Annotated in this window: 24 protein-coding genes and 1 other annotated feature; of the genes, 5 read left to right on the top strand and 19 right to left on the bottom strand. The window is 37.6% G+C overall.

The annotated features are described in order from the left end of the window. Positions 1–313 precede the first annotated feature (313 nt). Entirely contained in the window at positions 314–709 is a 396-nt protein-coding gene (gene spxA, locus HPT25_RS13780; protein ID WP_173065085.1) for a transcriptional regulator SpxA, read from the bottom strand. Between the two features lie 531 nt (positions 710–1240). Between spxA and HPT25_RS13775 the strand changes: the two genes are divergently transcribed. Beyond that, positions 1241–1429, top strand: coding sequence for a hypothetical protein (locus HPT25_RS13775; protein WP_173065082.1), 189 nt, complete (start codon positions 1241–1243; stop codon positions 1427–1429). 34 nt (positions 1430–1463) lie between these two features. Here the strand turns inward: HPT25_RS13775 and HPT25_RS13770 are convergent, their stop codons facing one another. From HPT25_RS13770 to HPT25_RS13750, 5 genes are all read right to left on the bottom strand, one after another. Then, positions 1464–2396: an oligopeptide ABC transporter ATP-binding protein OppF gene (locus HPT25_RS13770; protein ID WP_173065080.1), complete on the bottom strand. Its 933-nt coding sequence runs from the start codon at positions 2394–2396 to the stop codon at positions 1464–1466. Next, the gene (locus HPT25_RS13765) at positions 2397–3440 is read right to left on the bottom strand and encodes an ABC transporter ATP-binding protein (RefSeq protein WP_173071122.1); all 1044 of its coding nucleotides are present in this window, start codon (positions 3438–3440) and stop codon (positions 2397–2399) included. Positions 3441–3457: 17 nt separating this feature from the next. After that, positions 3458–4486, bottom strand: coding sequence for an oligopeptide ABC transporter permease (gene opp3C / locus HPT25_RS13760; RefSeq protein WP_173065077.1), 1029 nt, complete (start codon positions 4484–4486; stop codon positions 3458–3460). Further along, on the bottom strand, positions 4483–5415 hold the full coding sequence (opp3b, locus tag HPT25_RS13755; protein WP_173065074.1) for an oligopeptide ABC transporter permease: 933 nt from the start codon (positions 5413–5415) through the stop codon (positions 4483–4485). Before opp3b ends, opp3C begins: the two co-directional genes overlap by 4 nt. Before the next feature lie 110 nt (positions 5416–5525). After that, complete coding sequence (locus HPT25_RS13750) at positions 5526–7208, bottom strand: peptide ABC transporter substrate-binding protein (RefSeq protein WP_173065071.1); 1683 nt, start codon at positions 7206–7208, stop codon at positions 5526–5528. Positions 7209–7407: 199 nt separating this feature from the next. On the opposite strand from HPT25_RS13750, the gene HPT25_RS13745 reads away from it, so the two are divergent. Both HPT25_RS13745 and trpS read left to right on the top strand, forming a co-directional pair. Next, on the top strand, positions 7408–7779 hold the full coding sequence (locus HPT25_RS13745; RefSeq protein ID WP_173065068.1) for a DUF3899 domain-containing protein: 372 nt from the start codon (positions 7408–7410) through the stop codon (positions 7777–7779). Positions 7780–7821: 42 nt separating this feature from the next. Beyond that, positions 7822–8062 (top strand) — a binding site (T-box leader). A gap of 114 nt (positions 8063–8176) precedes the next feature. Further along, positions 8177–9163, top strand: coding sequence for a tryptophan--tRNA ligase (gene trpS / locus HPT25_RS13740; RefSeq protein WP_173065065.1), 987 nt, complete (start codon positions 8177–8179; stop codon positions 9161–9163). A 52-nt stretch (positions 9164–9215) separates the two neighbouring features. Here the strand turns inward: trpS and HPT25_RS13735 are convergent, their stop codons facing one another. The 9 genes from HPT25_RS13735 to HPT25_RS13695 all read right to left on the bottom strand — a co-directional run bounded on the left by HPT25_RS13735 (position 9216) and on the right by HPT25_RS13695 (position 19431). Beyond that, on the bottom strand, positions 9216–9962 hold the full coding sequence (locus HPT25_RS13735; RefSeq protein ID WP_173065062.1) for a YjbA family protein: 747 nt from the start codon (positions 9960–9962) through the stop codon (positions 9216–9218). A gap of 179 nt (positions 9963–10141) precedes the next feature. After that, positions 10142–11932, bottom strand: a complete 1791-nt coding sequence (opp4A, locus tag HPT25_RS13730; RefSeq protein ID WP_173065060.1) for an oligopeptide ABC transporter substrate-binding protein — start codon at positions 11930–11932, stop codon at positions 10142–10144. Between the two features lie 19 nt (positions 11933–11951). Then, the gene (locus HPT25_RS13725) at positions 11952–12860 is read right to left on the bottom strand and encodes an ABC transporter permease (RefSeq protein WP_173065058.1); all 909 of its coding nucleotides are present in this window, start codon (positions 12858–12860) and stop codon (positions 11952–11954) included. 11 nt (positions 12861–12871) lie between these two features. Then, a complete protein-coding gene (gene opp4B, locus HPT25_RS13720; RefSeq protein WP_173065056.1) occupies positions 12872–13840 on the bottom strand; it encodes an oligopeptide ABC transporter permease in 969 nt (322 codons plus the stop codon). 15 nt (positions 13841–13855) lie between these two features. Continuing rightward, the gene (locus tag HPT25_RS13715) at positions 13856–14782 is read right to left on the bottom strand and encodes an ABC transporter ATP-binding protein (RefSeq protein WP_173065054.1); all 927 of its coding nucleotides are present in this window, start codon (positions 14780–14782) and stop codon (positions 13856–13858) included. Next, a complete protein-coding gene (locus HPT25_RS13710) occupies positions 14763–15785 on the bottom strand; it encodes an ABC transporter ATP-binding protein (RefSeq protein ID WP_173065052.1) in 1023 nt (340 codons plus the stop codon). Before HPT25_RS13710 ends, HPT25_RS13715 begins: the two co-directional genes overlap by 20 nt. A 193-nt stretch (positions 15786–15978) precedes the next feature. After that, on the bottom strand, positions 15979–16752 hold the full coding sequence (locus tag HPT25_RS13705; protein WP_173065050.1) for a DUF2268 domain-containing putative Zn-dependent protease: 774 nt from the start codon (positions 16750–16752) through the stop codon (positions 15979–15981). 405 nt (positions 16753–17157) lie between these two features. Beyond that, positions 17158–18396 carry a beta-ketoacyl-ACP synthase II gene (gene fabF, locus HPT25_RS13700; RefSeq protein ID WP_173065048.1) on the bottom strand — a complete coding sequence of 413 codons (1239 nt, stop codon included), beginning with the start codon at positions 18394–18396 and terminating at the stop codon, positions 17158–17160. Positions 18397–18498: 102 nt separating this feature from the next. Continuing rightward, on the bottom strand, positions 18499–19431 hold the full coding sequence (locus HPT25_RS13695) for a beta-ketoacyl-ACP synthase III (protein ID WP_173065046.1): 933 nt from the start codon (positions 19429–19431) through the stop codon (positions 18499–18501). A 208-nt stretch (positions 19432–19639) separates the two neighbouring features. Here HPT25_RS13695 and HPT25_RS13690 point away from each other — a divergent pair, with 208 nt between their 5' ends. Then, positions 19640–19957: a hypothetical protein gene (locus tag HPT25_RS13690; protein WP_173065044.1), complete on the top strand. Its 318-nt coding sequence runs from the start codon at positions 19640–19642 to the stop codon at positions 19955–19957. Positions 19958–19982: 25 nt separating this feature from the next. On the opposite strand, the gene HPT25_RS13685 is transcribed toward HPT25_RS13690, so the two are convergent. From HPT25_RS13685 to HPT25_RS13675, 3 genes are all read right to left on the bottom strand, one after another. Continuing rightward, positions 19983–20936, bottom strand: coding sequence for a BMP family ABC transporter substrate-binding protein (locus tag HPT25_RS13685; protein WP_281368270.1), 954 nt, complete (start codon positions 20934–20936; stop codon positions 19983–19985). Positions 20937–21060: 124 nt separating this feature from the next. Continuing rightward, the gene (locus HPT25_RS13680) at positions 21061–21900 is read right to left on the bottom strand and encodes a hypothetical protein (protein WP_173065042.1); all 840 of its coding nucleotides are present in this window, start codon (positions 21898–21900) and stop codon (positions 21061–21063) included. Positions 21901–21980: 80 nt separating this feature from the next. Then, positions 21981–22703, bottom strand: coding sequence for a hydrolase (locus HPT25_RS13675; RefSeq protein ID WP_173065040.1), 723 nt, complete (start codon positions 22701–22703; stop codon positions 21981–21983). 178 nt (positions 22704–22881) lie between these two features. Between HPT25_RS13675 and HPT25_RS13670 the strand changes: the two genes are divergently transcribed. Then, complete coding sequence (locus HPT25_RS13670; protein ID WP_173065038.1) at positions 22882–23067, top strand: DUF2929 family protein; 186 nt, start codon at positions 22882–22884, stop codon at positions 23065–23067. A 59-nt stretch (positions 23068–23126) separates the two neighbouring features. Here HPT25_RS13670 and clpB read toward each other — a convergent pair whose 3' ends face one another. Next, positions 23127–25721 carry an ATP-dependent chaperone ClpB gene (gene clpB / locus HPT25_RS13665; RefSeq protein WP_173065034.1) on the bottom strand — a complete coding sequence of 865 codons (2595 nt, stop codon included), beginning with the start codon at positions 25719–25721 and terminating at the stop codon, positions 23127–23129. Between the last annotated feature and the right edge of the window lie 57 nt (positions 25722–25778).

The raw sequence follows: 25778 nt of genomic DNA, 5'->3' as shown, positions 1-25778 counted from the left end.
CACTGTCCATATTGAAGGGACAAAATACCCCCAAGCAGATAATGCCTTTTAGTATTTATCCTTTTTATTAGGAATATTCACCAAAAAAGTAGTACTCTTGTACTTTCATTTTATGATAAAAGCACTAATAAGGGAAATAAAAAATACAAAAATTAGTAAAACCGTTATTACGCCTAGTTTCCCCTACAATACTCCTTTAATTACTGTTAGGGATATATAATTTTATAATATTCCATTAATTATAGCAATAAAAAAACGTTACCTCAAGTCAGATAATATGCAAAAAAAGACCTCCAACAAGAGGCCTTATTATTTAATTCACCATCCGCTGTGCTTCTCGCAGCTGGAACGTCCTCACTTTTCTTGGTAAAAAGCGGCGGATTTCATCTTCATTATAACCAACCTGTAATCGCTTTTCATCTATAATAATAGGACGACGCAACAATCCAGGATTTTCCTTAATTAATTTAAACAAATCTTGAAGCGGCATAGCATCAAGGTTAACGTTTAACTTTTGAAATGTTTTGGACCTTGTTGAAATGATTTCATCAGTTCCATCTTCAGTCATTCTTAAAATTTCTTTTATTTCATCCATTGATAATGGTTCAGAGAAAATATTTCTTTCTTTGTAAGGTATTTCGTGTTCCTCTAACCATGACTTCGCTTTCCGGCATGATGTACAACTTGGTGAAGTGTATAATGTTACCATCCGTTCTTCACACTCCTCTATATTTTACAAACCATTTATATTTTTATTGCCGACTAATATAACTTATTGTTTCATGATTAAAATAATTATAAATAAGGAATTTATATCATTTATTATACACCACTGTTTCTAAAAAAGGTATCCTTTTTTCAAAAATATTAGAGTGGCCATCTTACTCCATTTTAAACATATGTATATTATATTAGACGAATAAACCGGCAAAAAGTTTCATTATTTTTCTTTGCATCTTGAAATGTATTCGTTTAGTATATGTTACATGTATAACCTTCGTTTCGTCATGAACATTTTTGAGGGTTATTACAATGAATGGAACCAAAATGATTTCATACATACCTATTTATATTCTCACTATAAATCCGCAAATGAAAACGCATTCAATATTGCGCCAAAACTTCAAAATCATTTTTAAATTTCTCTTTCATTAGAGAAAAAGTTCTTTTAAAATAAATATGTAGAGGATTATTTATAAAATTAATGAAATGCAGACCATTAACGAATGGAGGGGTTATCATGGTTGCTTACATAATGGATTTAGTTGTTGTGGCTGTGTTAATTGTTGGAATTACTGCAATAATGGGTGTTCTTACAAATAGTTTGGGAGAAAAAGTATTTGGCGGAAAGCGCCGCAGTGAATTTGTTGACCAATCTGCAAAATTTCAAACTGGCTGGAAAGCTGTTGGCGGTGGAAACAAGAAATAATAACGATAAAAAAACGATCTCAAAGAGATCGTTTTTATTTTATTTGCTGCTGATACTGTTTCAATTCTTTTTCAGAGCATAATACAAAGTGTCCCGGAGAAACTTCTCTAAATTCAACTACTTCATTATCCTGATAATTATGGCTTGCAGGATCGTATGTTTTCCGTTTGCGAGTACGTTCGCTAATAGGGTCTGGAACCGGTATCGCTGATAATAAGGATTGCGTATATGGATGCAGCGGATTACGATACAGTTCTTCAGCAGGTGCAAGTTCTACCATTTTACCAAAATACATTACCCCAATCCGGTCACTAATGTATTTCACCATTGATAAATCATGGGCAATAAAGAGATAGGTTAATCCTTTTTCATGCTGAAGTTTTTTCATCAAGTTAACAACTTGAGCTTGAATCGAAACGTCCAGTGCTGAAATTGGTTCGTCAGCGATAATAAACTCAGGTTCAACAGCCAAGGCACGGGCAATCCCAATCCGCTGTCTCTGACCGCCTGAGAATTCATGCGGGTATCGGTTTGCATGCTCTTTGTTTAATCCCACTGTTTCGAGGAGTTCATAAACTCTTTCCATCCGTTCTTCCCTCGATTTGGCAAGACCGTGGATATCAATTCCCTCTGCGATTACATCGGCAATTTTTAACCTTGGATTTAATGAAGCATATGGATCCTGAAAAATCATTTGCATTTTTCGATTAAACTCTTTTAATTGAGTCTTTGATTTTTTGCCATGGACATTTTCACCGTTGTATAATACTTCTCCTCCTGATGCATTGTACAATCGAATGATCGTCCTTCCTGTAGTTGATTTCCCGCAACCGGATTCGCCTACAAGACCCAATACTTCCCCTTTGTAAATATCAAATGAAACATTATCGACTGCTTTTACTTCATTTGCTTTACCTACATTGAAATATTGCTTTAAATTTTTAATTTCAAGTAACTTTTCGGCCATTTATTTCCCCCCCTTAACGCCAACGAACTGATTTTGGCGTCTTTTTACTGCCTCAGGTGGTTCAACCTTTGGTGCATCAGGATGGAGCAGCCATGTTGCAGCATAATGAGTATCTGATACTTTAAAGAAAGGAGGCTCTTGTTCTAAGTCAATTTTCATTACATACGGATTTCTTGGAGCAAACGCATCCCCTTTTGGAGGGTCCAATAGATCAGGCGGTGTACCTGGGATGGAGTATAGCTCCTCATCATTTGTTTCCATATCAGGCATCGAGCTGATTAATCCCCATGTATATGGGTGTTTGGGATTATAGAAAATTTCATCTGCCGTCCCAATTTCTACAATTTTCCCGCCATACATTACTGCAACCCTGTCAGCCACATTGGCAACAACCCCAAGATCATGGGTGATAAAAATAATGGAAGTATCAATTTTCTTTTGCAAATCCTTCATTAATTCCAGAATTTGCGCTTGAATGGTTACATCCAATGCCGTTGTTGGTTCGTCAGCGATGAGAACTTTCGGATTACATGCTAAAGCTATTGCAATAACAACCCTTTGTCTCATACCGCCTGAAAATTGGTGCGGATACTGATTGACACGAATCTCAGGCTTAGGAATACCAACTAGTTTTAAGAGTTCAACTGCTCTTTCCTTTGCCGACTGCTTACTCATATTTTGATGTTTAATAAGCGGCTCCATAATTTGAGCGCCAATTTTCATTGTCGGATTCAAGGATGTCATTGGATCTTGGAAAATCATAGAAATATCATGACCACGAATTTTTTGCATATGTTTATCGGATAATTTGGTTAGATCCTGGCCGTTGAAAAGAATCTCTCCGCTTTTAATTTCAGAATTATGTTCAGGAAGAAGACGCATAATAGATTTCGTCGTAACAGATTTACCTGAACCAGATTCTCCAACTATCGCGAGGGTTTCCCCTTTATATAAATCAAAGTTGACACCTCTAATTGCCTTTACCTCTCCAGCAAAGGTATGAAAGGATATATTTAAATCCTTAACTTGTAATACCTTTTCCACATTCATTCACCTGCCTTCTAATCACGCATTTTTGGATCAAGTGCATCCCGTAATCCATCTGCTACTAGGTTAAAACATACCATAATCAATGCAATCATAATGGAAGGAATAATCATTTGAAACGGATATGCCAGCATCTGTTTATATCCTTCATTAACTAATGTTCCCAATGAGGCATTAGGCTCCTGCAATCCCAAACCAATAAAACTTAAAAACGCTTCAAAGAATATGGCATTCGGAATTGAAAACATTGTATTAATAATGATAACGCCAAACATGTTCGGAATCATATGTTTAAAAATAATCGCACCATCTGAAGCACCAAGTGTCTTTGATGCTAAAACAAATTCCTGGTTTTTAAATTTCAGCACTTGCGCGCGCACAACCCTGGCCATACTCGTCCAGCTTGTGAATGTGATCGCGATAATAATCGGAATGATTCCCGGCTTTAGAACAAGAATCATTAACACTGCAACGATTAGGTTAGGAATACCGACGATAATCTCCAGTATCCGCTGCATGATACTATCGACACGGCCGCCGAGGTAACCCGAAATTGCTCCATATGCTACACCAATTAACATATCCACCAATGCTGCCATGAAGGCAATGAATAAGGATACCTGGGTACCTTTCCAAATACGGGCGAAAATGTCACGTCCAAGTTCATCCGTTCCAAACCAATAATACTGCTTCACGTGTCGGACTTCGTAGGCATTGTATGTTATACCGGCTTTATTTGTTAAGGTGCCATCAAACGGAAGCCAATGAATATTTTCCAAGCCTTGTACACGCGGCGGAAGATCATGATTATCCGTATTTTGTGTATCAAATTTATATGGTGTGATTAATGGGCCAACAAATGAAAGAATAAGTAAGATCACGATAGCAACTAAACTGATTACTGCCCCTTTATTTTTACGGACCCTCAACCAGGAATCCTGCCAAAAATTCAAACTTGGCTTGGCAATTTTCTCGCTTTTAGATGGATCGATATGGGCGGGCGCAAACATATCCTGTGAGATGGTTGGTTCTTTGTTAATCATTTAGCTTTCCCCCCCGAAATGCGAATACGCGGGTCGATGATTCCGTAAAGAATATCAACAACTAGGATGATGAAGACAAATAGTGCTGCAAATAAAATGGAAGTTCCCATAATGACGGGATAGTCGTTTGTCATAATTGACTTAACAAATTGATCACCGATGCCAGGAATACCAAAAATATCTTCAATTACAAGAGAACCTGTCATTAAACTTACAGCTAATGGTCCCATTACAGTAATAACAGGAATTAACGCATTACGCAATGCGTGTTTAAAACTGATTTGCCAATAGCTAGCACCTTTTGCTTTTGCAAGCGTAATATAATCAGAAGCCATTACCTCTACCATTTCAGTCCGCATAAACCGGGCTGCAATGGAAATAGGAAACATGGCCAAAGCGATCGTTGGCAAAATAGTGTATGACGGTCCATTCCAAAACATAACAGGAAGCCACCCTAATTTAACTGCCACATAAAATTGCAACAATCCGGCAAAAACAAAACTTGGAATAGATTTTCCAATTACTGCGATAAATGTTGCACCATAGTCAACCCATGTATTTTGTTTTAGCGCAGCCACAACGCCTAATAGGATCCCGATCACTGCACCTGCAATCATGGCTTGTGCACCAAGCAGTGCGGATGGGCCAGTACGGTCGGCTAAAAGTTGCGTTACTGGAGTATTATTAAACTGAAAGGAAACACCTAAATCACCTTTAAGCATGTTTATCATATAGTGAGCATATTGAACAGGTACAGGCTGATCAAACCCATACTTAACTAATAATATGTGACGCTGGATGCCTGATAGTTTTTCCCAGTTATTAAAAGGGGTGCCGGGAATTAACTTCATGAGGAAAAAGGTTACGGATACAACGATAAATAAAGTGAAAATCATATAGAGAAACCGTTGTAATATATATCTTGCCATGCCTACACCTCCTAATTGATTTAATATTCTTCATTATTCGACAATTCTGTTACAGGTAAAAAGAGAGTATATTGTTAATATACTCTCTTTTTATTTGATTAAAATGCTAATTATTTGTAAACTTTTACCCACTCGTAACTGAAATCAGAATAAGCATTATGTTGTAAACCTTTTACTTTAGGATTTACTAAAATGTTAACAGAACGCTGATAAAGTGGTGCCAATGCTGCATCGTCTTCTAATAGAACTTTCTCAGCGTCTTGGAGAGCTTTCCAGCGCTTATTCGGATCAGTAGCTAAAGTAGTTTGAGCAGCTTTAACCAATTGATCATATTTTGGATCACTATAGCTCATGTGGTTTTGACCACCGCCAGTTAAGAAGAGGTCCATGAATGTCATTGGGTCATCATAGTCTGGTCCCCAACCACTGAAAATGATATCGTAATCTTGTTTATCTTCGCGGTCAATACGGATTTTAAACGGAACACTTTGAATATTAACCGTTAAGCCAGGAAGAGTTTTCTCCAATTGATCTTTGATGAAAGCTTCCTCTTTCTTGGCAGTTTCAGTATCTTGACCAACAAAAGTGAATGTTACTGATGTTTTGCCTAGTTCTTTTAAACCTTGTTCCCATAACTTCTTAGCTTGTGCTTTATCTGTTTGCAGATATGTACCTGCATCATCACGGAAGAATTTATCAGTAGACGGATTCTTAGCAAATTCCTTGGGCACAATATAGTTGGCCTCAACTGAACCGTTTGCTAATACGTTATTCACATATGCTTTTCTATCAATTGCTAAACCAATTGCCTTACGGATATTGAGATTTTTCAAAACTGGGTTATTTTCGTTCATTTTTAACCACCACAAAGATGGCTCAAGATATTGCATTAAGTCTTTAGAACCTTGATATTGCGAAATAATTGCTGATGAAGCAAGTCTTGGTGTAATTTCCGCTTGCCCTGCCGTATAGGCATTAACAGCTGCTTGTGGATCCTTTACAACGTTAAAATTAACTTGTTGTAATGTAACGTCTTTTGCATCCCAGTAATCAGCATTCTTTTCTAATGTCCATTGGTCAGCTGCAGTGCCTTCCCACTTTGTCAATTTAAAAGGACCATTAAAAAGCAGGTGGGAAGCATCTTTTGCATAGTTTGCACCTTGTGCTTCAACATACTTTTGGTTTTGCGGATAGAATGCTGTGAATGTTAATAATGAACTAATATACGGAAGCGGTTTCTCTAAAGTGACTTGCAACGTATAATCATCTACAGCTTTAATGCCTAAAGATGAAACTGGCGCTTTATTTTCACTGATTGCGGTTGCATTTTTGATTTTATCATCCATCATATATGGAACATATGGTGATGCCGTTTTTGGATCAATTCCGCGTTGCCAAGCATAAACAAAGTCTTTGGCAGTTACAGGGTCACCATTTGACCATTTTGCATCTTTTCTTAATTTAATCGTTAATACTGTTTTATCCGCATTATATTCCGGATCCCCTACTGCAAGATCTGGGATTACCTTTGTACCCGACTGATCCAAACGATATAAACCAGCATTTACTTGAGAAAGGATTTCACTGCCAAGAACGTCTTCGTTCATTACGCTATCCAAATTAGGAATTTCGGCAGATTCCAAAACATTAATAACTTGTTTGTCAGCAAGCTTTCCTGCGGAGCTTGTATTTTTTGAACTGCTATTGTTGCTTGAGCCACTAGAACAAGCGCCCAAGAACATGCTTGTAGCTAGTGTTGATGCTAATAATAGTGAAAGTTTTGACTTCTTCACTAATAGACCTCCCTTTTCTATTATTCTGAAAAATTACTACATTTCTTATTATACATATTTTTGAGATAATGTACATCACTTTTTAATAATTAATTTACAGGTTGTTAACAAATCTTACGAAAAAGTTGCAAATTCCTATGGTATAATTTAAACTTACACCTGTAATAGCCTTATAAATCAATGTTATGGGGGTTTCTAAGTGAACTTTTTGCATAGGAAAAGGATGCTTTTGGTAACGCTTACACAAGCTGTTATTTTTTTGTTATCTTTCATTTTTTATCATAAAATTTCTTTGCTAAGCTATATCAATATATCTTTTTATATCTCAGCTGTTTTACTCCTTTTTTCCTTATTAGTTTATACCATTCAATCCGGATTTTATGACGTCATTTCTAGGTCCCTTAATTTTGCTGCTTCTCTTTCAAGAGGTAATGAAAAAAGAAAATTCAGTGATGTGCCGGCATTATCTGAACTTGTAACAATCAATAATAAACCCCTTTTGTTCCATGGACTAATTAATGGTTCTCTAATGTTAATTGCCTTGCTCATTTACTATGTTTTACTCACTTGAAAATAAATATGCACTTCATTATAATAAGATTAATTCTATAGTCATAAGGCAATGATGAAGAGTAGTACGTATTTCCTTTCGTTCAGAAGAGAGTTTGTGGCTGGTGGGAACAAACACGAAAAAATGCGGAATGGACTTTTGAGCCTCATTCTGAACCTTTGAGTAGGAAGTGACGTGATCCTTGCGTTAATAAGGACCTGTGTTCGCTTTTTTGCGTTCATGGATTTAAGGTGACTCTTTTATGAGTAATTAGGGTGGTACCGCGAAACCATTCGTCCCTATTTTCGGTGGGATGAATGGTTTTTTTATTTATATTTAGCCATGTTACAGTTTCTGATGGTGGAATTAGAAATCAACGGATAAGTGTACAGGGTCTAATTTTTAGGAGGAATTTTTCATGAAGACGATTTTTTCGGGAATACAGCCAAGTGGGACGATTACACTTGGAAACTATATAGGAGCTATGAAGCAATTTGTGGAATTGCAAAATGATTACAATTGTTACTTTTGTATTGTTGATCAGCATGCAATCACTGTTCCTCAGGATCCCGCAGAATTAAGGAAAAATATACGGAGCTTAGCTGCGCTTTATCTTGCTGTAGGCATTGATCCTGATAAAGCAACATTGTTTATACAATCGGAAGTTCCTGCCCATGCACAAGCAGGATGGATCATGCAATGTGTATCCTATATTGGCGAACTCGAACGGATGACTCAATTTAAAGATAAATCAGCAGGTAAAGAAGCTGTATCTGCCTCTCTTTTAACATACCCGCCACTAATGGCTGCAGATATCTTATTGTATAATACAGATCTTGTTCCCGTTGGTGAGGATCAAAAACAGCACATGGAATTGACCCGGGATCTAGCTGAACGCTTTAACAAAAAATATGGGGAAGTATTTACAATCCCTGAAATCCGCATTCCTAAAGTTGGCGCAAGAATTATGTCATTGCAGGAACCAACAAAGAAAATGAGTAAATCTGATCCGAACAAGAAAGCATTTATCACTCCGCTTGATGAGCCTAAACAAATTGAGAAAAAAATAAAAAGCGCAGTAACCGATTCTGATGGTATTGTTAAATTTGATGTTGAAAATAAACCAGGCATTTCAAACTTATTATCCATTTACTCTATCTTAGGGAATAAATCCGTTTCTGAACTAGAGCAAATGTATGACGGTAAAGGGTATGGAGCATTTAAAGGCGACTTAGCTGAGGTTGTGGTAAATGTCTTCAAGCCGATTCAGGAGAAATATCACAATTTAATGGAAACTAGTGAGTTGGATGACATTCTGGATCGCGGAGCTGAAAAAGCGAATCAAACCGCAAATCTTACACTAAAGAACATGGAAGCAGCAATGGGTCTTGGAAGAAGAAAATAAATCATAAAAAGCCTGAACCCGTGGGGGAATGCATCCCCTTTGGGTCAGGCTTTTAATTTACTTTTGAACCATTTTCCATTTCCCAAAGCTTTTCAAAAAACGGTTGTCCTTTTATTATATTCTCACAGAAAATTTCGTGCTTTTTTGACCATCCATATTTTGCTTCCTCAAACAGCTGCTGCCATGCTTCTTCAAAGGTTAGTTCTTGAATACTGGAGTATTTTTCAGGGCACCATTCGGTAAACCAATAGCGCACCTCTGCCTCATTATTAGAAGAAAATAGTTGGTCCAGTGCCATAAATAATAACTGTTTTAACTGCCGCTCTTTTCTTGTTAATCCTGTCATTAATTCCGGTTCTGGTGACAGGATGTGGAAGTCTTTCTCTTTTGACTGAACATAAAATTGATATTTTTGGGGTTCATGGGTGCTAATCATCTCATAGACTAGCTGTTCCTGCCGTGGTATTAATCTGCTTTTGCGAATCGGTATATTGTAACCAATCGTATCTACGGCCAATATACCCGTGCCATCTGTTACAACAAAACAATAATCCAGCTGAATTCTTTCGTGGTTCTTTCTTAGGTACGCCTTTTGATAAATATCATCCAGAAGTTGTTGAGGCAACTCTAATAAATCATTTTCAATATAGTTATATAGAACAGGCTCAACTTTTATCAGAGGTACTTGGTCCAAAAGCTCCACACCGTCATCTTTGCGCCATTCATGAAAGTGGCAAACGTTATAACCATTTTCTTCACCTTCAAACCAATTTACCCAAACATCATGAAGATATAACATTGTACAACCCCTCTCTTCAACATTCTGTTTGTCAATCAGTATGGGCAGACCTAAGTTAAATTATTCCTTTATATATATTTTGCTCCATTCAACAGACTGTCCAAATAAACAAAGTGCTTTAACAACCTTTCAAAAAAAAGAGACAATCCCGGAATGGGATTATCTCCTCTTCATTTTGATTACTCTACATCTGGATTTTCATTTGATACGCCAACATTTGCCCAACCATATTGATCTTCACCGTAACTAGCTTTTAAGCCAGTTACACGATTATTAATAGCAGAAATTTTGTAACGGAACAAGGTTGGGATCACTGGAAGCTCATCATTCATATAGGATTGCCATTCATCATAAATTTTCTTGCGATAAGCATGATCAAATGCTTTCTCGGAGTGGCCGTCTGCCAATAATTGATCATTTTTATCGCTGACAAAGTGAGTATAGTTAAATGGTACATCTCTGCCATAGAGTCCATACGGATCCACATCTGTCCCCGTTGCCCATGCAGCAAGATAAATATCTACCTTAGGATCATCATTTTCCACCATTTTGTAGAAGGAATTGAATTCTGCTAAGCGTCCATCTACAAGGGAAACATCCAAGCCGACATTTTTCCAGCATTGCATATAGAACTTAGCAAGAGGTTCTGCTATGTCCCCGCCGCTCATTGACAAGAAATTGACGTGGAATTTTTTCCCTTTTGGATCTTCGCGTAATCCATCGCCGTTCACATCTTTATAGCCTGCTTCATCCAATAATTTTTTTGCTTTTTCTGGGTCAAAACTAATTCCTTTTTCATCCTCATTGTACCACGTTGGGAATGAAGGCGGAATTAAGCCTGTAGCGGGGAATCTTAAACCATTGTAAATCTTATCACCGACAGATTTATTATCGACTGCATAAGCCATGGCCTGACGAAGACGCTTGTCTTGAAATTTAGGATTGTCCATGACATTAATGCCTTTCTTCGCATCCCAATGTCCCAGCTTAAAGCCAATGTAATTGTATGCTAATTCATATTCGCCAATGAATTGAAAATTCTTAGAACCTTTAGCTGCTGGATATTGATCTGTTGGGAATTCTGCAATATCCGCTTCTCCCTTTTTCATTGTTTGCAGGATAACTTTTGGATTAACAACCTTCAATATAATGCTCTTTAATTTTGGTTTTCCTGCGAAATAATTATCATTACGTTCAAATTCTACAGATTCACCTGGGACTATCTTTTTAATTTTGAAAGGTCCAAAGCCAATTGGAGTTTTATGAATTTTATCTGATTTCGCCAAATCTTTTATCGGTATATCTCCCAAGTAATGCTTAGGCATAGCATATGTCCATAAACCTGTTAATAGAGATGGGTTTGCTTTATCAAAGGTAATGGAAAGTGTTTTTTGATCTATGATCTTTATACCAGATATGTTAGAAGCTTTTCCTTCGTGATACTCTTTCATCCCGACAATACTTTGAATGATCGCATCCCCATACCGAACACCAGTGTAATCCTTATTACCGATTACTAAGAACGAATACTCATAGTCTTGTGCGGTTACCGGTTTACCATCAGACCAGTTTACATTATCTTTTATTTTAACAGTAATGGTCTTATTGTCGTTCGACAATTTATATGTTGCCGCACCATCATTTGTTATTTCATAGTCAGCATTTGTTGAAAATAACGGTAAATCGAAGAACCCCAATACTTGCGAATCTGGGTCTCCATCATAAAACGCATAATTCAGTGTGCCTTCAAATGGTGTATCGGACACTAACGCATACGTAAGAGATCCATCTTTAATCGGCTGTTTATCGTTCTTTACTGTTTTTGGAAAACTTGCTACATTTACTTCTGTCTTACCATTTGAAGCTGGCTTCTTTTTCCCATCACCCCCAGTTGTATTGGTGCATGCTGATAGCAGCAGCCCAGAGGCAACAAGGAGACTGAAAAACTTTACACTTGTTTTTTTCTTCATTCTTTCTTTTTCCCCCTTTTTAACCTAATCTTTGTCTTGCATCGGAAGCACGTTTTAATGCTTGACCGATGTAATTTATACACAACATCATGACTAGAATTAGCAATGATGCAGGTAACCAAATCCACCATTTGTTTTGTAGGACATCCGGATTTGTAGCATAACTTACGAGAGTGCCTAAACTGGGAGTACTTTCCGGCAGACCAAATCCGAGATACGTTAACCCTGATTCAATTCCAATATTTCCTGCAAGGTTTAGGGTCAGATTAACGATGATTATGGAACTTAAATTAGGCAGCACTTCCCTCATCATAATCTTCCAATCAGGTGTTCCCAATGTTTTAGAAGCACTAACATAATCTAACTCTCTCTCTGCAAGAGTTTTCGAACGAATTAACCTTGCTTTCCCAGTCCACAAGAACAAACTCATAATTAGGATAAAAGTATAAACATTATATTTAGGTACAATGGTAACGAAGACAATGACCAGCATTAATGTCGGGAGTATGAGAAAGAAGTCGATGATCCGCATGATCGTATTGTCGACTTGTCCGCCAAAGTAACCTGCACATAATCCGACGGAAAGACCGATAAGTCCTGTTAACAATGTGATACATAATCCAATCGTAAATGAATTTTTCGCTCCAATGATGAGCTGGCCGAAAATATCTCTGCCTCCATAATCAGTCCCCAGCCAATGTTCGGCAGATGGCGGTGAATAAATTGATAGCAAATCGACAGTTACAATTTTATCCTGATTTAACAGGAGTGACGTTCCATATACAATGATTAAAATGAATGCCAGTAGTATTAACGATCCTAGTGCCAGTTTATCTTTCACAATCTCCCGCCACAAAATGGAGAACGCCCCATTTTTTTTTGCTTTCTTGATTTTTTGCCGCTTTGGTTTAGAGATTTCAGCTTTCATTACGATCCCCCTTACTCAATCCTGATCCGCGGATCAACCGCACTTAAAATGAGATCCGATAACAGCGTCCCAATTAATGTAGCAAGACCTGATATCATGACGAGTGCAGTTACAACACTGTAATCACGTTGTGAAATGGAGGTAACAAATAACTGCCCAATCCCAGGGTATCCATAGATCGACTCTAAAAAGACTGAACCGCCAATTAAAGAGACAATATCATATCCAAGAAAAGCAGCTATTGGCAGCAAAGAATTTCTAAAAATGTGGCGTGTATATACTTTTGATTCGCTGACACCTTTTGCTCGAGCCATTTTTACAAAGTCTTTTATCTTTGTATCAATGATTTCATTGCGCAAGTATTGAATGGTAATGGTTGTACTGACAATGGCACCCGAAAATGCAGGCAAAATGAGATGATTTAACTTGCTCATGTAATATGCCAACGATCCATCCTCTACACGGATGTCTACACTTCCGCTTGTCGGAAACCAGTTGAGAACAAATCCAAAAATAAAAAGCATGAGTAACGCAAAAATAAATAAAGGGGTAGCATATGTTAAATAATTGTAACCAACAATCAATTTATCAGCCCATGTATCCGTCCATCGGCCGCCTATGATCCCCAAGGGAATCGCGATCAAATAGCTTAAAACCAAAATGGCAAAGCCCAATAGAATCGTGTTTCCCAGTTTTCCTGCAATCAATTGTGTTACCGGGGTTTGGTGGATAATGGACATACCCAAATCCCCATGAAGTAACCCCTTTATCCATCTTCCGTATTGTATATAAAAAGGATCATACATCCCCAACTTCACTTTCAATTCATGAATCGTCTGGGCATCCATTTTTGGATTACTTGCCAATCTTCCTGTTAATGCATCTCCCGGCATCGCTTTTGCCAACAAGAAAATAAGTACACTTAATATCAGCAGCTGAGGGATCATGACTAAAATTCTACGAAATATAAATTTTAACATTTTAATAATCCCCTCCTATGGGAGTGCGACTGAATGTGTTTCAGATATAGGTTTAAGTTGATAGACCTTGCCATCAGTATTGAAATATTGATCATATGAATTTTTAAATTCTATATTTATTTCTTGGCGAAGTTTCATTTGTTTTTCCCTATTGGCAGGATTAATATCTGGTATAGCCGAAATTAGTCTTTTGGTGTATAAATGCTGCGGATTTATATATATATCCCGGCTTGTTCCTTCCTCTACGAACTGGCCGCGATACATAATTCCTATTCGGTCACACATATGTTTGATAATTCCTAGGTCATGACTGATAAATAGATAGGTTAATTGGAACTCTTTCTGAATATCTTTCATAAAGTTTAAGACTTGAGCTTGGACCGACACATCTAGGGCAGAAACAGGCTCATCGGCAATAATCAACTTTGGTTTTAATGTCAATGCCCGAGCAATTCCAATTCGCTGGCGCTGTCCCCCGGAAAACTCATGCGGGTATTTGTAAATCGACTCAGGGTGTAATCCGACTTTTTCTATATAAAACTGCACCTTTTGTTTTTCCTCTGTCGGAGAAAGTCTCTCAAAATTCCTCAATGGTTCTGCAACAATATCCATTACACGCTTTCTCGGATTTAAAGATGAATATGGATCTTGAAAAATCATTTGTATATCCTGTCGATACTTATGAAAGGCTCTTCTGCTTAACTTCGTTATGTTATTGCCCTGGAATAAGATTTGGCCTGAAGTAGCTCTATTTAGCCCGATAATTGTTCTTCCTGTAGTTGTTTTTCCGCACCCCGATTCGCCTACAAGTCCGTATGTTTCACCCTGTTGCAATTTAAAACTAATATCATCTACTGCTTGTACATGAGAAATGACTCTTTGAAAAAAACCGCCTCGGATAGGATAATAGATTTTTAGATGATTAACTTTTAGAAATTCCATTGTACATATCCCCTATATATGTTTCTGGAAAGTAAAAATTCTTATAACATGTACAGCGAACAAAATGATTTGCTGAAACTTCCCGAAGCACGGGATTTTCTTCATGTATATGTTCATTAATCCAATGTATACGGTCTTTGAAACGGCAGCCTTTTCTAGGGAGTTTCTGCAGCGAAGGGACAATTCCTTGAATGACATGTAATCGGTCCTTCGCTTCTGAGGATGCTGGAAGGGAATTAAATAGTGATCTAGTGTAAGGGTGTAGGGGATTTTTGAATAATTCATGGACATTTGCACATTCAACAATTTCCCCAGCATACATGACCGCAACTCGATCTGCCATTTCAGCTACAACTCCCAGATCATGAGTAATAAGAATGATTCCTGTATTGGTTTGTTTTTGAAGTGCTTTTAATACATCCATAATTTGAGCTTGAATTGTAACATCTAATGCAGTGGTTGGTTCATCAGCAATGACAAGCAAAGGATCACAAGCAACGGCAACGGCAATAACAATCCGCTGGCGCATTCCGCCGGATAATTCGTGGGGATATTGTTTATATGTACGTTCCGGGTTTAGGATCCTGACTTTGTTCAAAAGCTCTAAGGTTCTTTTTTTTTTTTCTTGACTTGATAGATTTGTATGAAAGGCCAAGCTTTCTTCAATTTGTTTTCCACATGTCATTAAAGGATTTAAAGCTGTTAACGGGTCTTGAAAAATCATCCCGATCTCTTTTCCGCGTATTTTATTTAATTCAGATGTTGATAAGGAAATGAGATTCTTTTCTTTAAAATTTATATTGCCTTCTAACTTTGTTCTTTCCTGTGGATGGAGCCCCATGATCGAAAGTGCCAGCGCACTCTTTCCACACCCAGACTCTCCAACTATGGCTACCACTTCATTCTCATTTACTGATAATGAAACACCATCCACTGCAGCGAAATAATCATCCTGGATTTTAAATGAGGTACAAAGATTTTCAATCCTTAAGAGCTCTTTCAAATTTCAACCCCCTAAATACTTTTAAATTTCTAAAAAATATTTGGAAATTTATATTAGATTATCCTATTAATTTACATTTGATTTTATGATATTATTGTTTCAAACACAATATTATTTTGACTATTTTGTAAATTCAGTTAATAAAAAAAACAAAAAAGCCATATAAAATGGCCTTTTGCGAGATATAAATTTTTTATTTTATATACTCTGAAGCCGATGTGGAAAAAGATAATTTAGTAGAGTAATGATTCCTTTCATAGTATTTTCTAACAATATTATATCCCACCGCATAACCGAGAAGATGTGGAACTCTTCCTCCGCCGTATAATAATTCATCATGGACCCTGTCGTGTTTCTTCTTATCTAATTGTTGTTTTAAAAATCGATCCCAAAAAATCTCTAATTCCCTTTCCGAGTACATATTACACCAATTTGCCAAATACTTTTCTCCACAATTTTTTAACACCGCATACTCCGCCAGTCCTTCAATAATAATCGAGTCAAGCAATGTGTATTTCTGAAGATTTTTATTCAACGTCCTTAGTCTGCATACATGGTGATATTCATGGACGAAAAGTGCTTCAATCTCCTTGGGGTCATAATAATTTGACAGAAACAGAAACATTTTGTCTGGAAAAGAAACCCCTGCTTTCCGCCTTTCTTCCTGTCTAAAAAAAAAGCCGCGCTCCTGCCCCAGTGGAAAAAGGAAAATTGGTATATCAGGACCGGACCATTGTTTTTGATATTTGTAAAAAATTTTATCAACTATATCCCAGGCATTATAATCTTTCATATCGTGCAAATTATTCAATGCTGCTTTTGAAGATCGGTACATTCCAAATTTCAGCAGCTGAGTGTAGATTTCTGTTGCAGTTTGCCCTTTAAAATAGGTTTTCAGTTTTTCACAAATTTTGATGGGACGGTCAAAGTCATCTCGCAGCCATTTATCCGTTCGGATAATTCCCATATTTGCACCCCATTTAACCTAAATTGCCTTTTTACATTTTATGAAACTTTTTGTTTTAGGTTCATAAGCTAAATGGTTAAGTCCTTTAATCATAAGGCTATGTTAAAGAACATTGTTGATATATTCACGCTGTTGATTGGAGCGGGAGGCACGCCCGCGAACCGCTCGTGCCTGAAGCGGAAATCAACAACCAAGTTTAACAGCGCTAATCATAAAGAAAATTCGCCGACTGGCGAGCTCGTTAAGGCGAAAACAGAGGCGTAGTTCGCCGAAAAGCACAGCTTTTCGACTCCGAATCTAATACTCACGAAGCATTCCTTCGTACACTTATGCCTGATAGGAAAGTTATACTATCTTATCAGTAAAAAAAAGACCAAGCAGTTCAATGTGCCTGGTCTTTTTTTATTATTCATATTTCTTAAATACAATGGTGGCGTTATGGCCGCCGAAGCCTAGTGAGTTGCTCATGGCTGCTTTTATTTCTTTTGGTCGTGCAGAATTTGCAATATAATCCAAATCACATTCAGGATCTGGAGTTTCATAATTCATGGTAGGAGGCATTATGCTGTCTCTCATTGCCAATAAAGTAAAAATGGCTTCTACACCTCCTGCTGCGCCAAGCAGATGCCCTGTCATCGACTTTGTTGAGCTCATCGCCAATTTATAAGCGTGTTCTCCAAATACTTCTTTCACCGCAAGTGTTTCAAACTTATCATTATATTCTGTACTAGTACCATGGGCATTGATATAATCGATATCTTCCGGTAATAATCCAGCATCATTTATCGCCATCTTCATAGCCCTTGCACCACCTTCACCGCCTGGTGCCGGAGCAGTGATATGATACGCATCTCCGGTTGCTCCGTAACCGACAATTTCAGCATATATTTTGGCGCCCCGTGCTAATGCATGTTCTAATTCCTCTAAAATGACAATCCCTGCACCTTCACCGATAACAAATCCATCTCGGTTCTTATCAAAAGGACGGCTAGCAGTTTTTGGATCTGGATTCGTGGATAAGGCAGTATTCGCACAGAAACCTGCCACAGCCATCCTTGTAATTGGTGCTTCACTTCCTCCTGTCACCATCACATCTGCATCACCGCGTTGGATGACTTTAAAGGCGTCTCCAATAGAATTTGTCCCTGTTGCACATGCAGTAACAGTACAAGAATTGAATCCTCTAGCCCCAAGTGTAATAGATACTTGGCCTGTTGCCATATCTGGAATCATCATTGGAACAAAAAATGGACTGACTCTTTTATACCCTCTTTGTTGAAAAATCTCAAATTGTTGCTCGAAAGTCTCCATTCCGCCAATGCCTGAACCAATCCAAACACCAACCCGATGCGAATTTTCCTCATTAATCGTCAGATTGGCATCTTTTACTGCCATTAACGAACTTGCCACAGCATATTGCGTAAACCGGTCCATCTTTCTTGCATCTTTTTTCTCCATAAAAGCTTCCGGATTAAAATCTTTTAATTCAGCTGCAACCTTGGCCGGATAATCGTCTGCATTTAATCTTGTTAGCGGGCCAATTCCGGATTTACCTTCCAAAATCCCTTTCCAGGTTGTTTCAACATCGTTTCCAAGTGGTGTAACCGCTCCAACACCAGTTACTACAACTCTTCGTTTTTCCATTTAAGCAACTCCTTATCTAAATCGAACTTTTTTATAGTACATTTTTAATAGTTTCCATTTAAAATAAAATATTGTAGAGCTTTAATTGTTACTATGCTTTACTTATTTTCCCCACCGAATGGCAATGGCGCCCCAAGTTAATCCTCCGCCGAAGCCAACCATTACGATTAAGTCATCATCCTTAATATTTCCTGCTTCCAGTTCTTCCACTATCGAGATCGGAATGGATGCTGCAGAAGTGTTTCCATATTTATCAACGGTTTTGGACATTTTTTCTTCAGGAAGCTCCAGCCTTTGTCTTGAGGCTTCCATGATTCGGATATTTGCCTGATGTGGAATAAGGAAATCAACATCCTCCTTCTTTAGCCCCGCTTTATCAAGAACATTTATACAGCTTTCCCCCATTTGTCTTACAGCAAACTTAAATACTTCACGCCCATTCATAATGATGTATTCATCTTGATAAAGATGTTTGCCTCCTGTACCATCTGCACCAAGCTCAAATGCAAGAATTCCCCGATTTTCTGATACACCTCCAATTACAGCTGCCCCTGCACCATCACCAAACAATACCGCAGTATTTCTGTCAGACCAATCCGTAATTTTAGAAAGCTTTTCAACACCAACAACCAGAACATATTTATAAACTTTAGCTTCAATAAATTGTTTAGCGGTGACGATTCCATACATAAATCCTGCACATGCCGCACTTATATCCATTGCAGCTGCTTTAACAGCGCCTAATCTTTCTTGGATTTTACAGGAAACAGAAGGAAATGGAGTATCAGGTGTAACTGTTGCTACCAGAATTAAATCAATTTCTTCAGGAGTGATCCCAGCATCCTTAATGGCTTTTTGGGCAGCAAAAAACGCCATATCAGACGTGTCCACATCATCGGCAGCAATGCGTCTTTCTTCAATGCCTGTTCTCGTACGAATCCATTCATCCGAGGTATCCATCACTTTCTCTAAATCTAAATTTGTAACAACCTTTTCAGGTAAATATCTTCCAATTCCAACAATACCAGCTCTCATGTTTCCATCTCCTTAAAATTTATAAATGACTGGTGTCTTTATTATATTATTATCAATTATTATGACTTGGTACTAATTTTATCAAATGACATGCCATTTAAGCAACTTTTTCTTCTAATCTTCCCTTTTCCGCAATTGTCCATTCCTTTTCATTGTTTATACATACTTTAAAATAAGAGAACATTTCAGAAAGGAGTGCTGCATTTATATGGAAGAGCGGGAGTTTGAGACCATTTCCTCATTCAGGGAATCCGATGATCAAAATATCCCTCCGCGAGAGGAGAACCATAATCGATGGGACCAAGATCCATTCAATGCCTTAATGTTTGGGCCCATGGGATCCCATCATCAGCCAATTCCTTCCGATCTTGAATCCCAACCCGAATTGGCAGCAAGCAATCAGCAGGGGATTAATTACGAAGAAATAATGGTTAATATTGATAAGTTAATAGACTCAGTGAATGGATTAAAGCCTTTATTTCAAAATATTTATCCTTTTATTGAACAAATATGGAAGAGAAAATGAGCTGACCAATTGGTCAGCTCATTTTTTAAGGAAGTTTTCCGGTTTTAGTATAAACAGTAATCTGATGATTCATTTTTCTAATAAACTCTTTATCAACTAACGGACTATATTTTCCCATCGACATGACTCCGTCTTGAAAATCAAACGATAGGTTACCTGATTTCAATTTCCCTTGATTAAATTGATCCGCTACTTTTACATATAGTTTATCCACTTGTTGTACTGTACTAGCAAGAACAGTTGTCTCTCCCAAATCTGATTGGTCCGAAACAAAACCAATTACATATAACCCCCGGTCTTTCACCCTTTCAATAACAGGTACATTAAACCCATCTCCGGCAGGATATATGACGTCTACTCCTTCATTCATCATGTGATCTACGAGCTGAACGGCTTTATTTTCATCATCCCAATTTCCTACATAATTGATTGTAACTTTTGTATTTTTATTTTCAGCCAATGCACCCTGATAAAATCCTTCAACTTCCGGCTGCCATTCATATGCCGCTAAAACACCGACTTTTTTTGCTTTGGACATATGGGCTGCAACCATTCCGCCAAAAAACCCCATTGCATAAGCCTTAAAACTTAAGCTGGTCGTATTTGGATTTTTTGCATCCCCATTAAAACTAACAAAATGTATTTGAGGATATTTATTAGAAATATCATTAAAATAGTCCGCATACTCGGAACCGTGGCCAAAGATAAGATTTACACCTTTTTGCTGCAATTCTTTAACTGCTCGATCCACCGCTGCTTCCGAATTCATTCCTTCTTTGTAATAAACATCTACATGGAGGTTAGATTGAATCTTCAGAATTCCTTTATAGCCTTTTGTCCCCCATACTTGATCACTTATGGTTTCAGGTACCAATAGCCCTACCTTTTTTAATTTTCCTTCAGACTTTGTTGCACTGCATGATCCAAGTATAAAAAGACTTAAAAGGATCATTCCATAACGATACAGCATTCCATGCATTCTCTTCATAGCTGCCTGCCCATCCCCATTTAAATCTCCAATGTTTTTATTCTAAATGGTCCTTTCAGGATTCTTTATTTTCATTTATATTCTAACCTTCGAATAAATAATTGAAAAGATTTATTCATTTTAAACGAAAATGATTATGCATTCGTTCATTTAGTTCTATTTGTGCTGTTATTGAATCAGATAGGGGGGTCAGGTTTTTTACAATAACCTTTTGAATAGAATCATCAAGTCCTTGCCAGCCGTCACGATGTTTCTTCACCGTACTTTTATCCATTTTAAGGTAGGAAGCACATTCTTCCCAATAATTATCTTGACCACTCTCTAAAAGATAACTTCCGGGTTTCCCAAATTGGATCGTGTCATAAATTGTTTTTACTGCATCAGTCACGAAAAGAGCATCTCTTGTCCATTCCCGCTCAGATTGAATTATTTCCAGCTGCTTAAATCTCCCAAGGATCATCTGTTGAAACAAAAATACTTCCGGTTGCCATGGCCCAAAGACAGTTGGCAAATAAAACATTTGTACATGGGATACTAGTTCTTTAGTTTGTTCAAAAAAGGGTGACCAAACATTTATCTCTCTATACATTTGGATTGGCAAAAATACGACTAGTTTTATACGATTTCCCATCCTTGAAAAATATTGAATGATTGGATCTGTAATTTCCTTCTTTTCACTCAATGAATCTTTACTTAGCATATACAAGTCATAGATAGAAATGATAAATAGTTGAGTGATTGGGTCTTGTTCAGAGAAATGTTCCGTCCAATCCAGTAATGAATGAGTGCTAAAATTAGCATTTCTGCCGATTTCCATACTTTTTTCATCCATATTTTCAGCATCAGAGTTTCCGTCAAAAGATAACCCCTTCACTTCATATCCCTTATTCAATATATATTTGCAAAAGTGAAAGCCCACAAAGTCAAAAACGTCCAAAACAACTGCCTTGTCCATTAAATCTTCCTCCCCAAACTAACCTTAATGAATCCTATGCGGAAGATTAAGGAAATATTTCTTTTGAGGAGGTTCAGATATTAGAGTATTGATTCATGGTGTGTGAAAAAATTAATGCAGATTTTACCAAGCTGTGGTTTTTTTTCTGGAAGAATATAAGTAGGATTAAATTTAGAAGAGTCCAGGATTTGTTGGTACTGTTTTGACTGATTATACGATTTTCCACCAGCAAGTACATGAATGATTTTCACAGGTATTCCAAAATCGAGATTAATGTTGTCTTCTAAGTTAAAAATGGTGCTTTCCAGTACTTTTTGATCTTCTTGATATGCACATGTTAACTCCCGAAGCAGCTTTTTATAGAAAAACTTATGCTCCTTCTCCTGCTCAAGGTGATACTTCAATGAAAGTATTGGATTGAGAAGGATCACAGACCTTATACTTTCCTTCATTTTTTCCATTAATTTAATTGCAACAAGTGCACCCATTCCTTCAGCTAAAATATGGATTTTTCTATTTAATATCTCACTTCGCATAATATACTGATAAAGTCTCCCTGCAAGCTCAACAGCATTTTCACTTCCCCAATTTCGCCCAAAAAGATTTGAGGAAAAAATGGTGTACCCCTTTTCCTTTAATTGGTCCAACACTGTACATTTTCCTTCATTTTGTGTCCAAAAGCTTTTACTTTCGTCAACAAAATGCCGCTCATCGCCAATGATTAAAATCCCAAATCCTGTAGGCTTTTCAGGGTAGTAAACAATATTCCATTGGGTATCCATTTGAAAATTGCGGTTCTCCATTGGTAAATCTCCTTTTACATATTTCCTCATCATAATGTATGTCGCTTTATAAAAGTTGAACGGGAGTTTGCCCATCTTCTGACTTCTCTTTTGATTTTCAGCGAAAAATTTGCATTTATTAATTTTATGCCATATGGTAAGATAAGTAATGATGAAAAATAGTAAGAGGTGAATAGAAGTGCGTTTCTTTTGGACCTTTTTTTGGACGTTTCTTTTGGTGGAAATGCTTACATACGTAGTAAGTTCGATGACTCCCGGAGCTGCATTTGATGTTAAATTAGGTGCTATTATGGCTGTGTGTGTTACGATTCTTATTTTTATCGTTTCTGCTATCATTCCAAACGAACCGGTTAAAAAACATTAATTTTTTTAAGGTCTCCCATTAACTAAACGGAAGACCTTTTTTTCATTTCTTATTTCTTTTTATTCATTTATTTTTAAAGCTATGTCTCCATTTTCCGTCGTTATTTCCACAATTGCTCCATCGAAAACCTTTCCGGCAATGATTTCACGGGCAAGCTTTGTTTCAATATTTCTTTGAATAAAACGCTTCAATGGCCTTGCTCCATAAATAGGGTCAAATCCATTTTCAGCAATGAACTGTTGTGCTTCATCTGTAATCGAAATGCTGATTTGCTGCTCTTTTAGCCTACTTTGCAGATCATTTAACATCTTGATGACTATATTTTTTATCTCCCGAAGCGAAAGTGGTTTAAAGAGGATCGTCTCATCGATACGATTTAAAAATTCTGGACGAAAATGTGCCCGTAGCTGTCCCATCACATTTTCCCTTGCCAAATTCGAAATTTCAATCTCATTCTCTGATCGTTCCAGTAAAAATTGCGATCCTATATTGGATGTCATTATGATAACTGTGTTTTTAAAATCCACCACTCGTCCTTGGGAATCTGTAATTCGGCCATCATCAAGCGCTTGAAGTAAGATATTAAAGACTTCTGGGTGAGCTTTTTCGATTTCATCCATTAAAATTACTGAATATGGCCTTCTCCTTACAGCTTCGGTCAATTGCCCGCCTTCTTCATAGCCAATATAACCTGGAGGCGCCCCGATCAAACGTGAAACAGCGTGCTTTTCCATATACTCGGACATGTCAATTCGGATAATATGTTCCTCACTATCGAAAAGTGCTTCTGCCAATGCTTTCGCAAGCTCTGTCTTACCTACACCGGTTGGCCCCAAAAATAGGAAAGATCCAATAGGACGGTTGGGATCTTTAATTCCAGCCCTCGCCCTTAATACAGCATCAGCAACCAAATTAACTGCTTCATTTTGACCTATTACCCTTTCCTGAAGGATCGTTTCTAAGCGGAGCAGCTTTTCTCTTTCACCTTCAACTAGCTTTGATAAGGGAATCCCTGTCCACCTTGAAACAATATTAGAAATTTCTTCACCTGTTACTTCTTCACGAAGCAGACGGTCAGTTGAGGAATCTGCCTCCAGTACTTTTAGTTCCTTTTCTGCCGTAGGTATCAGGCCGTGCCTTAGTTCAGCCGCACGATTTAAATTGTATTGATCCTCAGCTTGTTCAAGCTCTCGGCGCAGCTTCTCGATTTGTTCTCTTTTTTCCTGCAAGCGTTGAATCTTCTGTTTTTCCTCCATCCATTTCGCCTTCATGGTATCGGATTGTTCTTTCAGATCAGCAAGCTCTTTTAATAAAGTTTCAAGCCGGTGTTTACTTACGTCATCTTGCTCTTTCCTTAATGCCGCTTCCTCGATTTCCAATTGCATCACTCGGCGGGTTACTTCGTCTAGCTCTGTAGGCATGGAATCGATTTCCGTTCGAATTAAAGCACAGGCTTCATCGACAAGATCAATGGCTTTATCCGGTAAAAAACGGTCAGTAATATAGCGGTCAGATAAAGTGGCAGCGGATACTAAAGCATGATCATGAATTTTTACTCCATGATACACCTCGAATCGCTCTTTTAATCCTCTAAGAATAGAAATTGTATCCTCTACTGTAGGCTCTTGGATCATTACGGGCTGGAATCTCCGTTCAAGTGCCGGATCTTTTTCAATATATTTTCGATGTTCATCCAATGTTGTCGCACCAATACAATGAAGTTCCCCACGGGCAAGCATTGGCTTCAGCATATTTCCTGCATCCATGGCTCCCTCTGTTTTTCCTGCCCCAACTATTGTATGAATTTCATCAATAAACAATAGTATTTGACCTTCACTTTTCTTGATTTCAGTTAATACTGCCTTCAGTCTTTCTTCGAATTCTCCTCTGAACTTCGCTCCGGCAATTAAGGAGCCCATATCTAATGCAAATATGGTTTTATCCTTTAATCCTTCAGGGACATCCTTTCTAACGATTCTATGTGCAAGCCCCTCGACAATGGCTGTTTTACCAACACCTGGCTCACCTATTAATACTGGATTATTTTTTGTCTTTCTTGAAAGGATTCTAATTACATTGCGAATTTCTGCATCCCTGCCAATGACCGGATCAACTTTACCTGCTTTCACTTCAGAAACAAGGTCTCTTCCATATTTCTTAAGTGCTTCATATCCGGCTTCGGGATTTTGTGATGTCACTCGTTGATTCCCCCTTATGGCTTTTATCGCTGATAGAATATCCTCAAATGTAAGACCCTCTGCGTGAATAGTCTTATACATTTCGGAATCATTTGTACGGGCCGCAGCTAATAAAATGTGTTCAACCGATATATATTCATCTGAAAAATTCTTGGCTTGATCTTCAGCATTCACTAAGAGTTTTTGCAATTTTGAGGTTATATACAGCTTTCCATGTTCTAAACCACTTCCAGTAACCTGAGGCTTTTTCCCTAGGGAATTTAGCAGGCTGCCCTTGATTTTCTCTTCAGGCACTCCTAAATTTTTGAAGATGGAGCCAATCAGACTATCCTCTTGATCTAATAATGCTATAAATAAATGAGGTTCATCAATTTCTTGATGATTATTTCTAATCGCCAAGTTTTGGGCGTCCATTAAAGCCTTTTGCAGCCTTTCAGTCATGCGGTTTAAGTCCATTTCACATCACTTCCTTTTTTGACCTTTTTTGACCTATTACTGATATTATAAACCAAA

The sequence above is a fragment of the Neobacillus endophyticus genome (assembly GCF_013248975.1).
GTDB classification, from domain to species: domain Bacteria; phylum Bacillota; class Bacilli; order Bacillales; family Cytobacillaceae; genus Neobacillus; species Neobacillus endophyticus.
This window is presented reverse-complemented; position numbering and strand designations above follow the sequence as displayed.

Coding starts and splice junctions, on each gene's coding strand:
- clpB (WP_173065034.1), bottom strand. CDS start 25,721: ATGGACTTAAACCGCATGACTGAAAGGCTGCAAAAGGCTTTAATGGAC.
- HPT25_RS13695 (WP_173065046.1), bottom strand. CDS start 19,431: ATGAGAGCTGGTATTGTTGGAATTGGAAGATATTTACCTGAAAAGGTT.
- HPT25_RS13685 (WP_281368270.1), bottom strand. CDS start 20,936: ATGCATGGAATGCTGTATCGTTATGGAATGATCCTTTTAAGTCTTTTT.
- HPT25_RS13705 (WP_173065050.1), bottom strand. CDS start 16,752: ATGGGAATTATCCGAACGGATAAATGGCTGCGAGATGACTTTGACCGT.
- HPT25_RS13725 (WP_173065058.1), bottom strand. CDS start 12,860: ATGAAAGCTGAAATCTCTAAACCAAAGCGGCAAAAAATCAAGAAAGCA.
- spxA (WP_173065085.1), bottom strand. CDS start 709: ATGGTAACATTATACACTTCACCAAGTTGTACATCATGCCGGAAAGCG.
- HPT25_RS13680 (WP_173065042.1), bottom strand. CDS start 21,900: ATGGACAAGGCAGTTGTTTTGGACGTTTTTGACTTTGTGGGCTTTCAC.
- trpS (WP_173065065.1), top strand. CDS start 8,177: ATGAAGACGATTTTTTCGGGAATACAGCCAAGTGGGACGATTACACTT.
- HPT25_RS13715 (WP_173065054.1), bottom strand. CDS start 14,782: ATGGAATTTCTAAAAGTTAATCATCTAAAAATCTATTATCCTATCCGA.
- HPT25_RS13675 (WP_173065040.1), bottom strand. CDS start 22,703: ATGGAGAACCGCAATTTTCAAATGGATACCCAATGGAATATTGTTTAC.
- HPT25_RS13690 (WP_173065044.1), top strand. CDS start 19,640: ATGGAAGAGCGGGAGTTTGAGACCATTTCCTCATTCAGGGAATCCGAT.
- opp4B (WP_173065056.1), bottom strand. CDS start 13,840: ATGTTAAAATTTATATTTCGTAGAATTTTAGTCATGATCCCTCAGCTG.
- opp3b (WP_173065074.1), bottom strand. CDS start 5,415: ATGGCAAGATATATATTACAACGGTTTCTCTATATGATTTTCACTTTA.
- opp4A (WP_173065060.1), bottom strand. CDS start 11,932: ATGAAGAAAAAAACAAGTGTAAAGTTTTTCAGTCTCCTTGTTGCCTCT.
- HPT25_RS13770 (WP_173065080.1), bottom strand. CDS start 2,396: ATGGCCGAAAAGTTACTTGAAATTAAAAATTTAAAGCAATATTTCAAT.
- opp3C (WP_173065077.1), bottom strand. CDS start 4,486: ATGATTAACAAAGAACCAACCATCTCACAGGATATGTTTGCGCCCGCC.
- HPT25_RS13735 (WP_173065062.1), bottom strand. CDS start 9,962: ATGTTATATCTTCATGATGTTTGGGTAAATTGGTTTGAAGGTGAAGAA.
- fabF (WP_173065048.1), bottom strand. CDS start 18,396: ATGGAAAAACGAAGAGTTGTAGTAACTGGTGTTGGAGCGGTTACACCA.
- HPT25_RS13775 (WP_173065082.1), top strand. CDS start 1,241: ATGGTTGCTTACATAATGGATTTAGTTGTTGTGGCTGTGTTAATTGTT.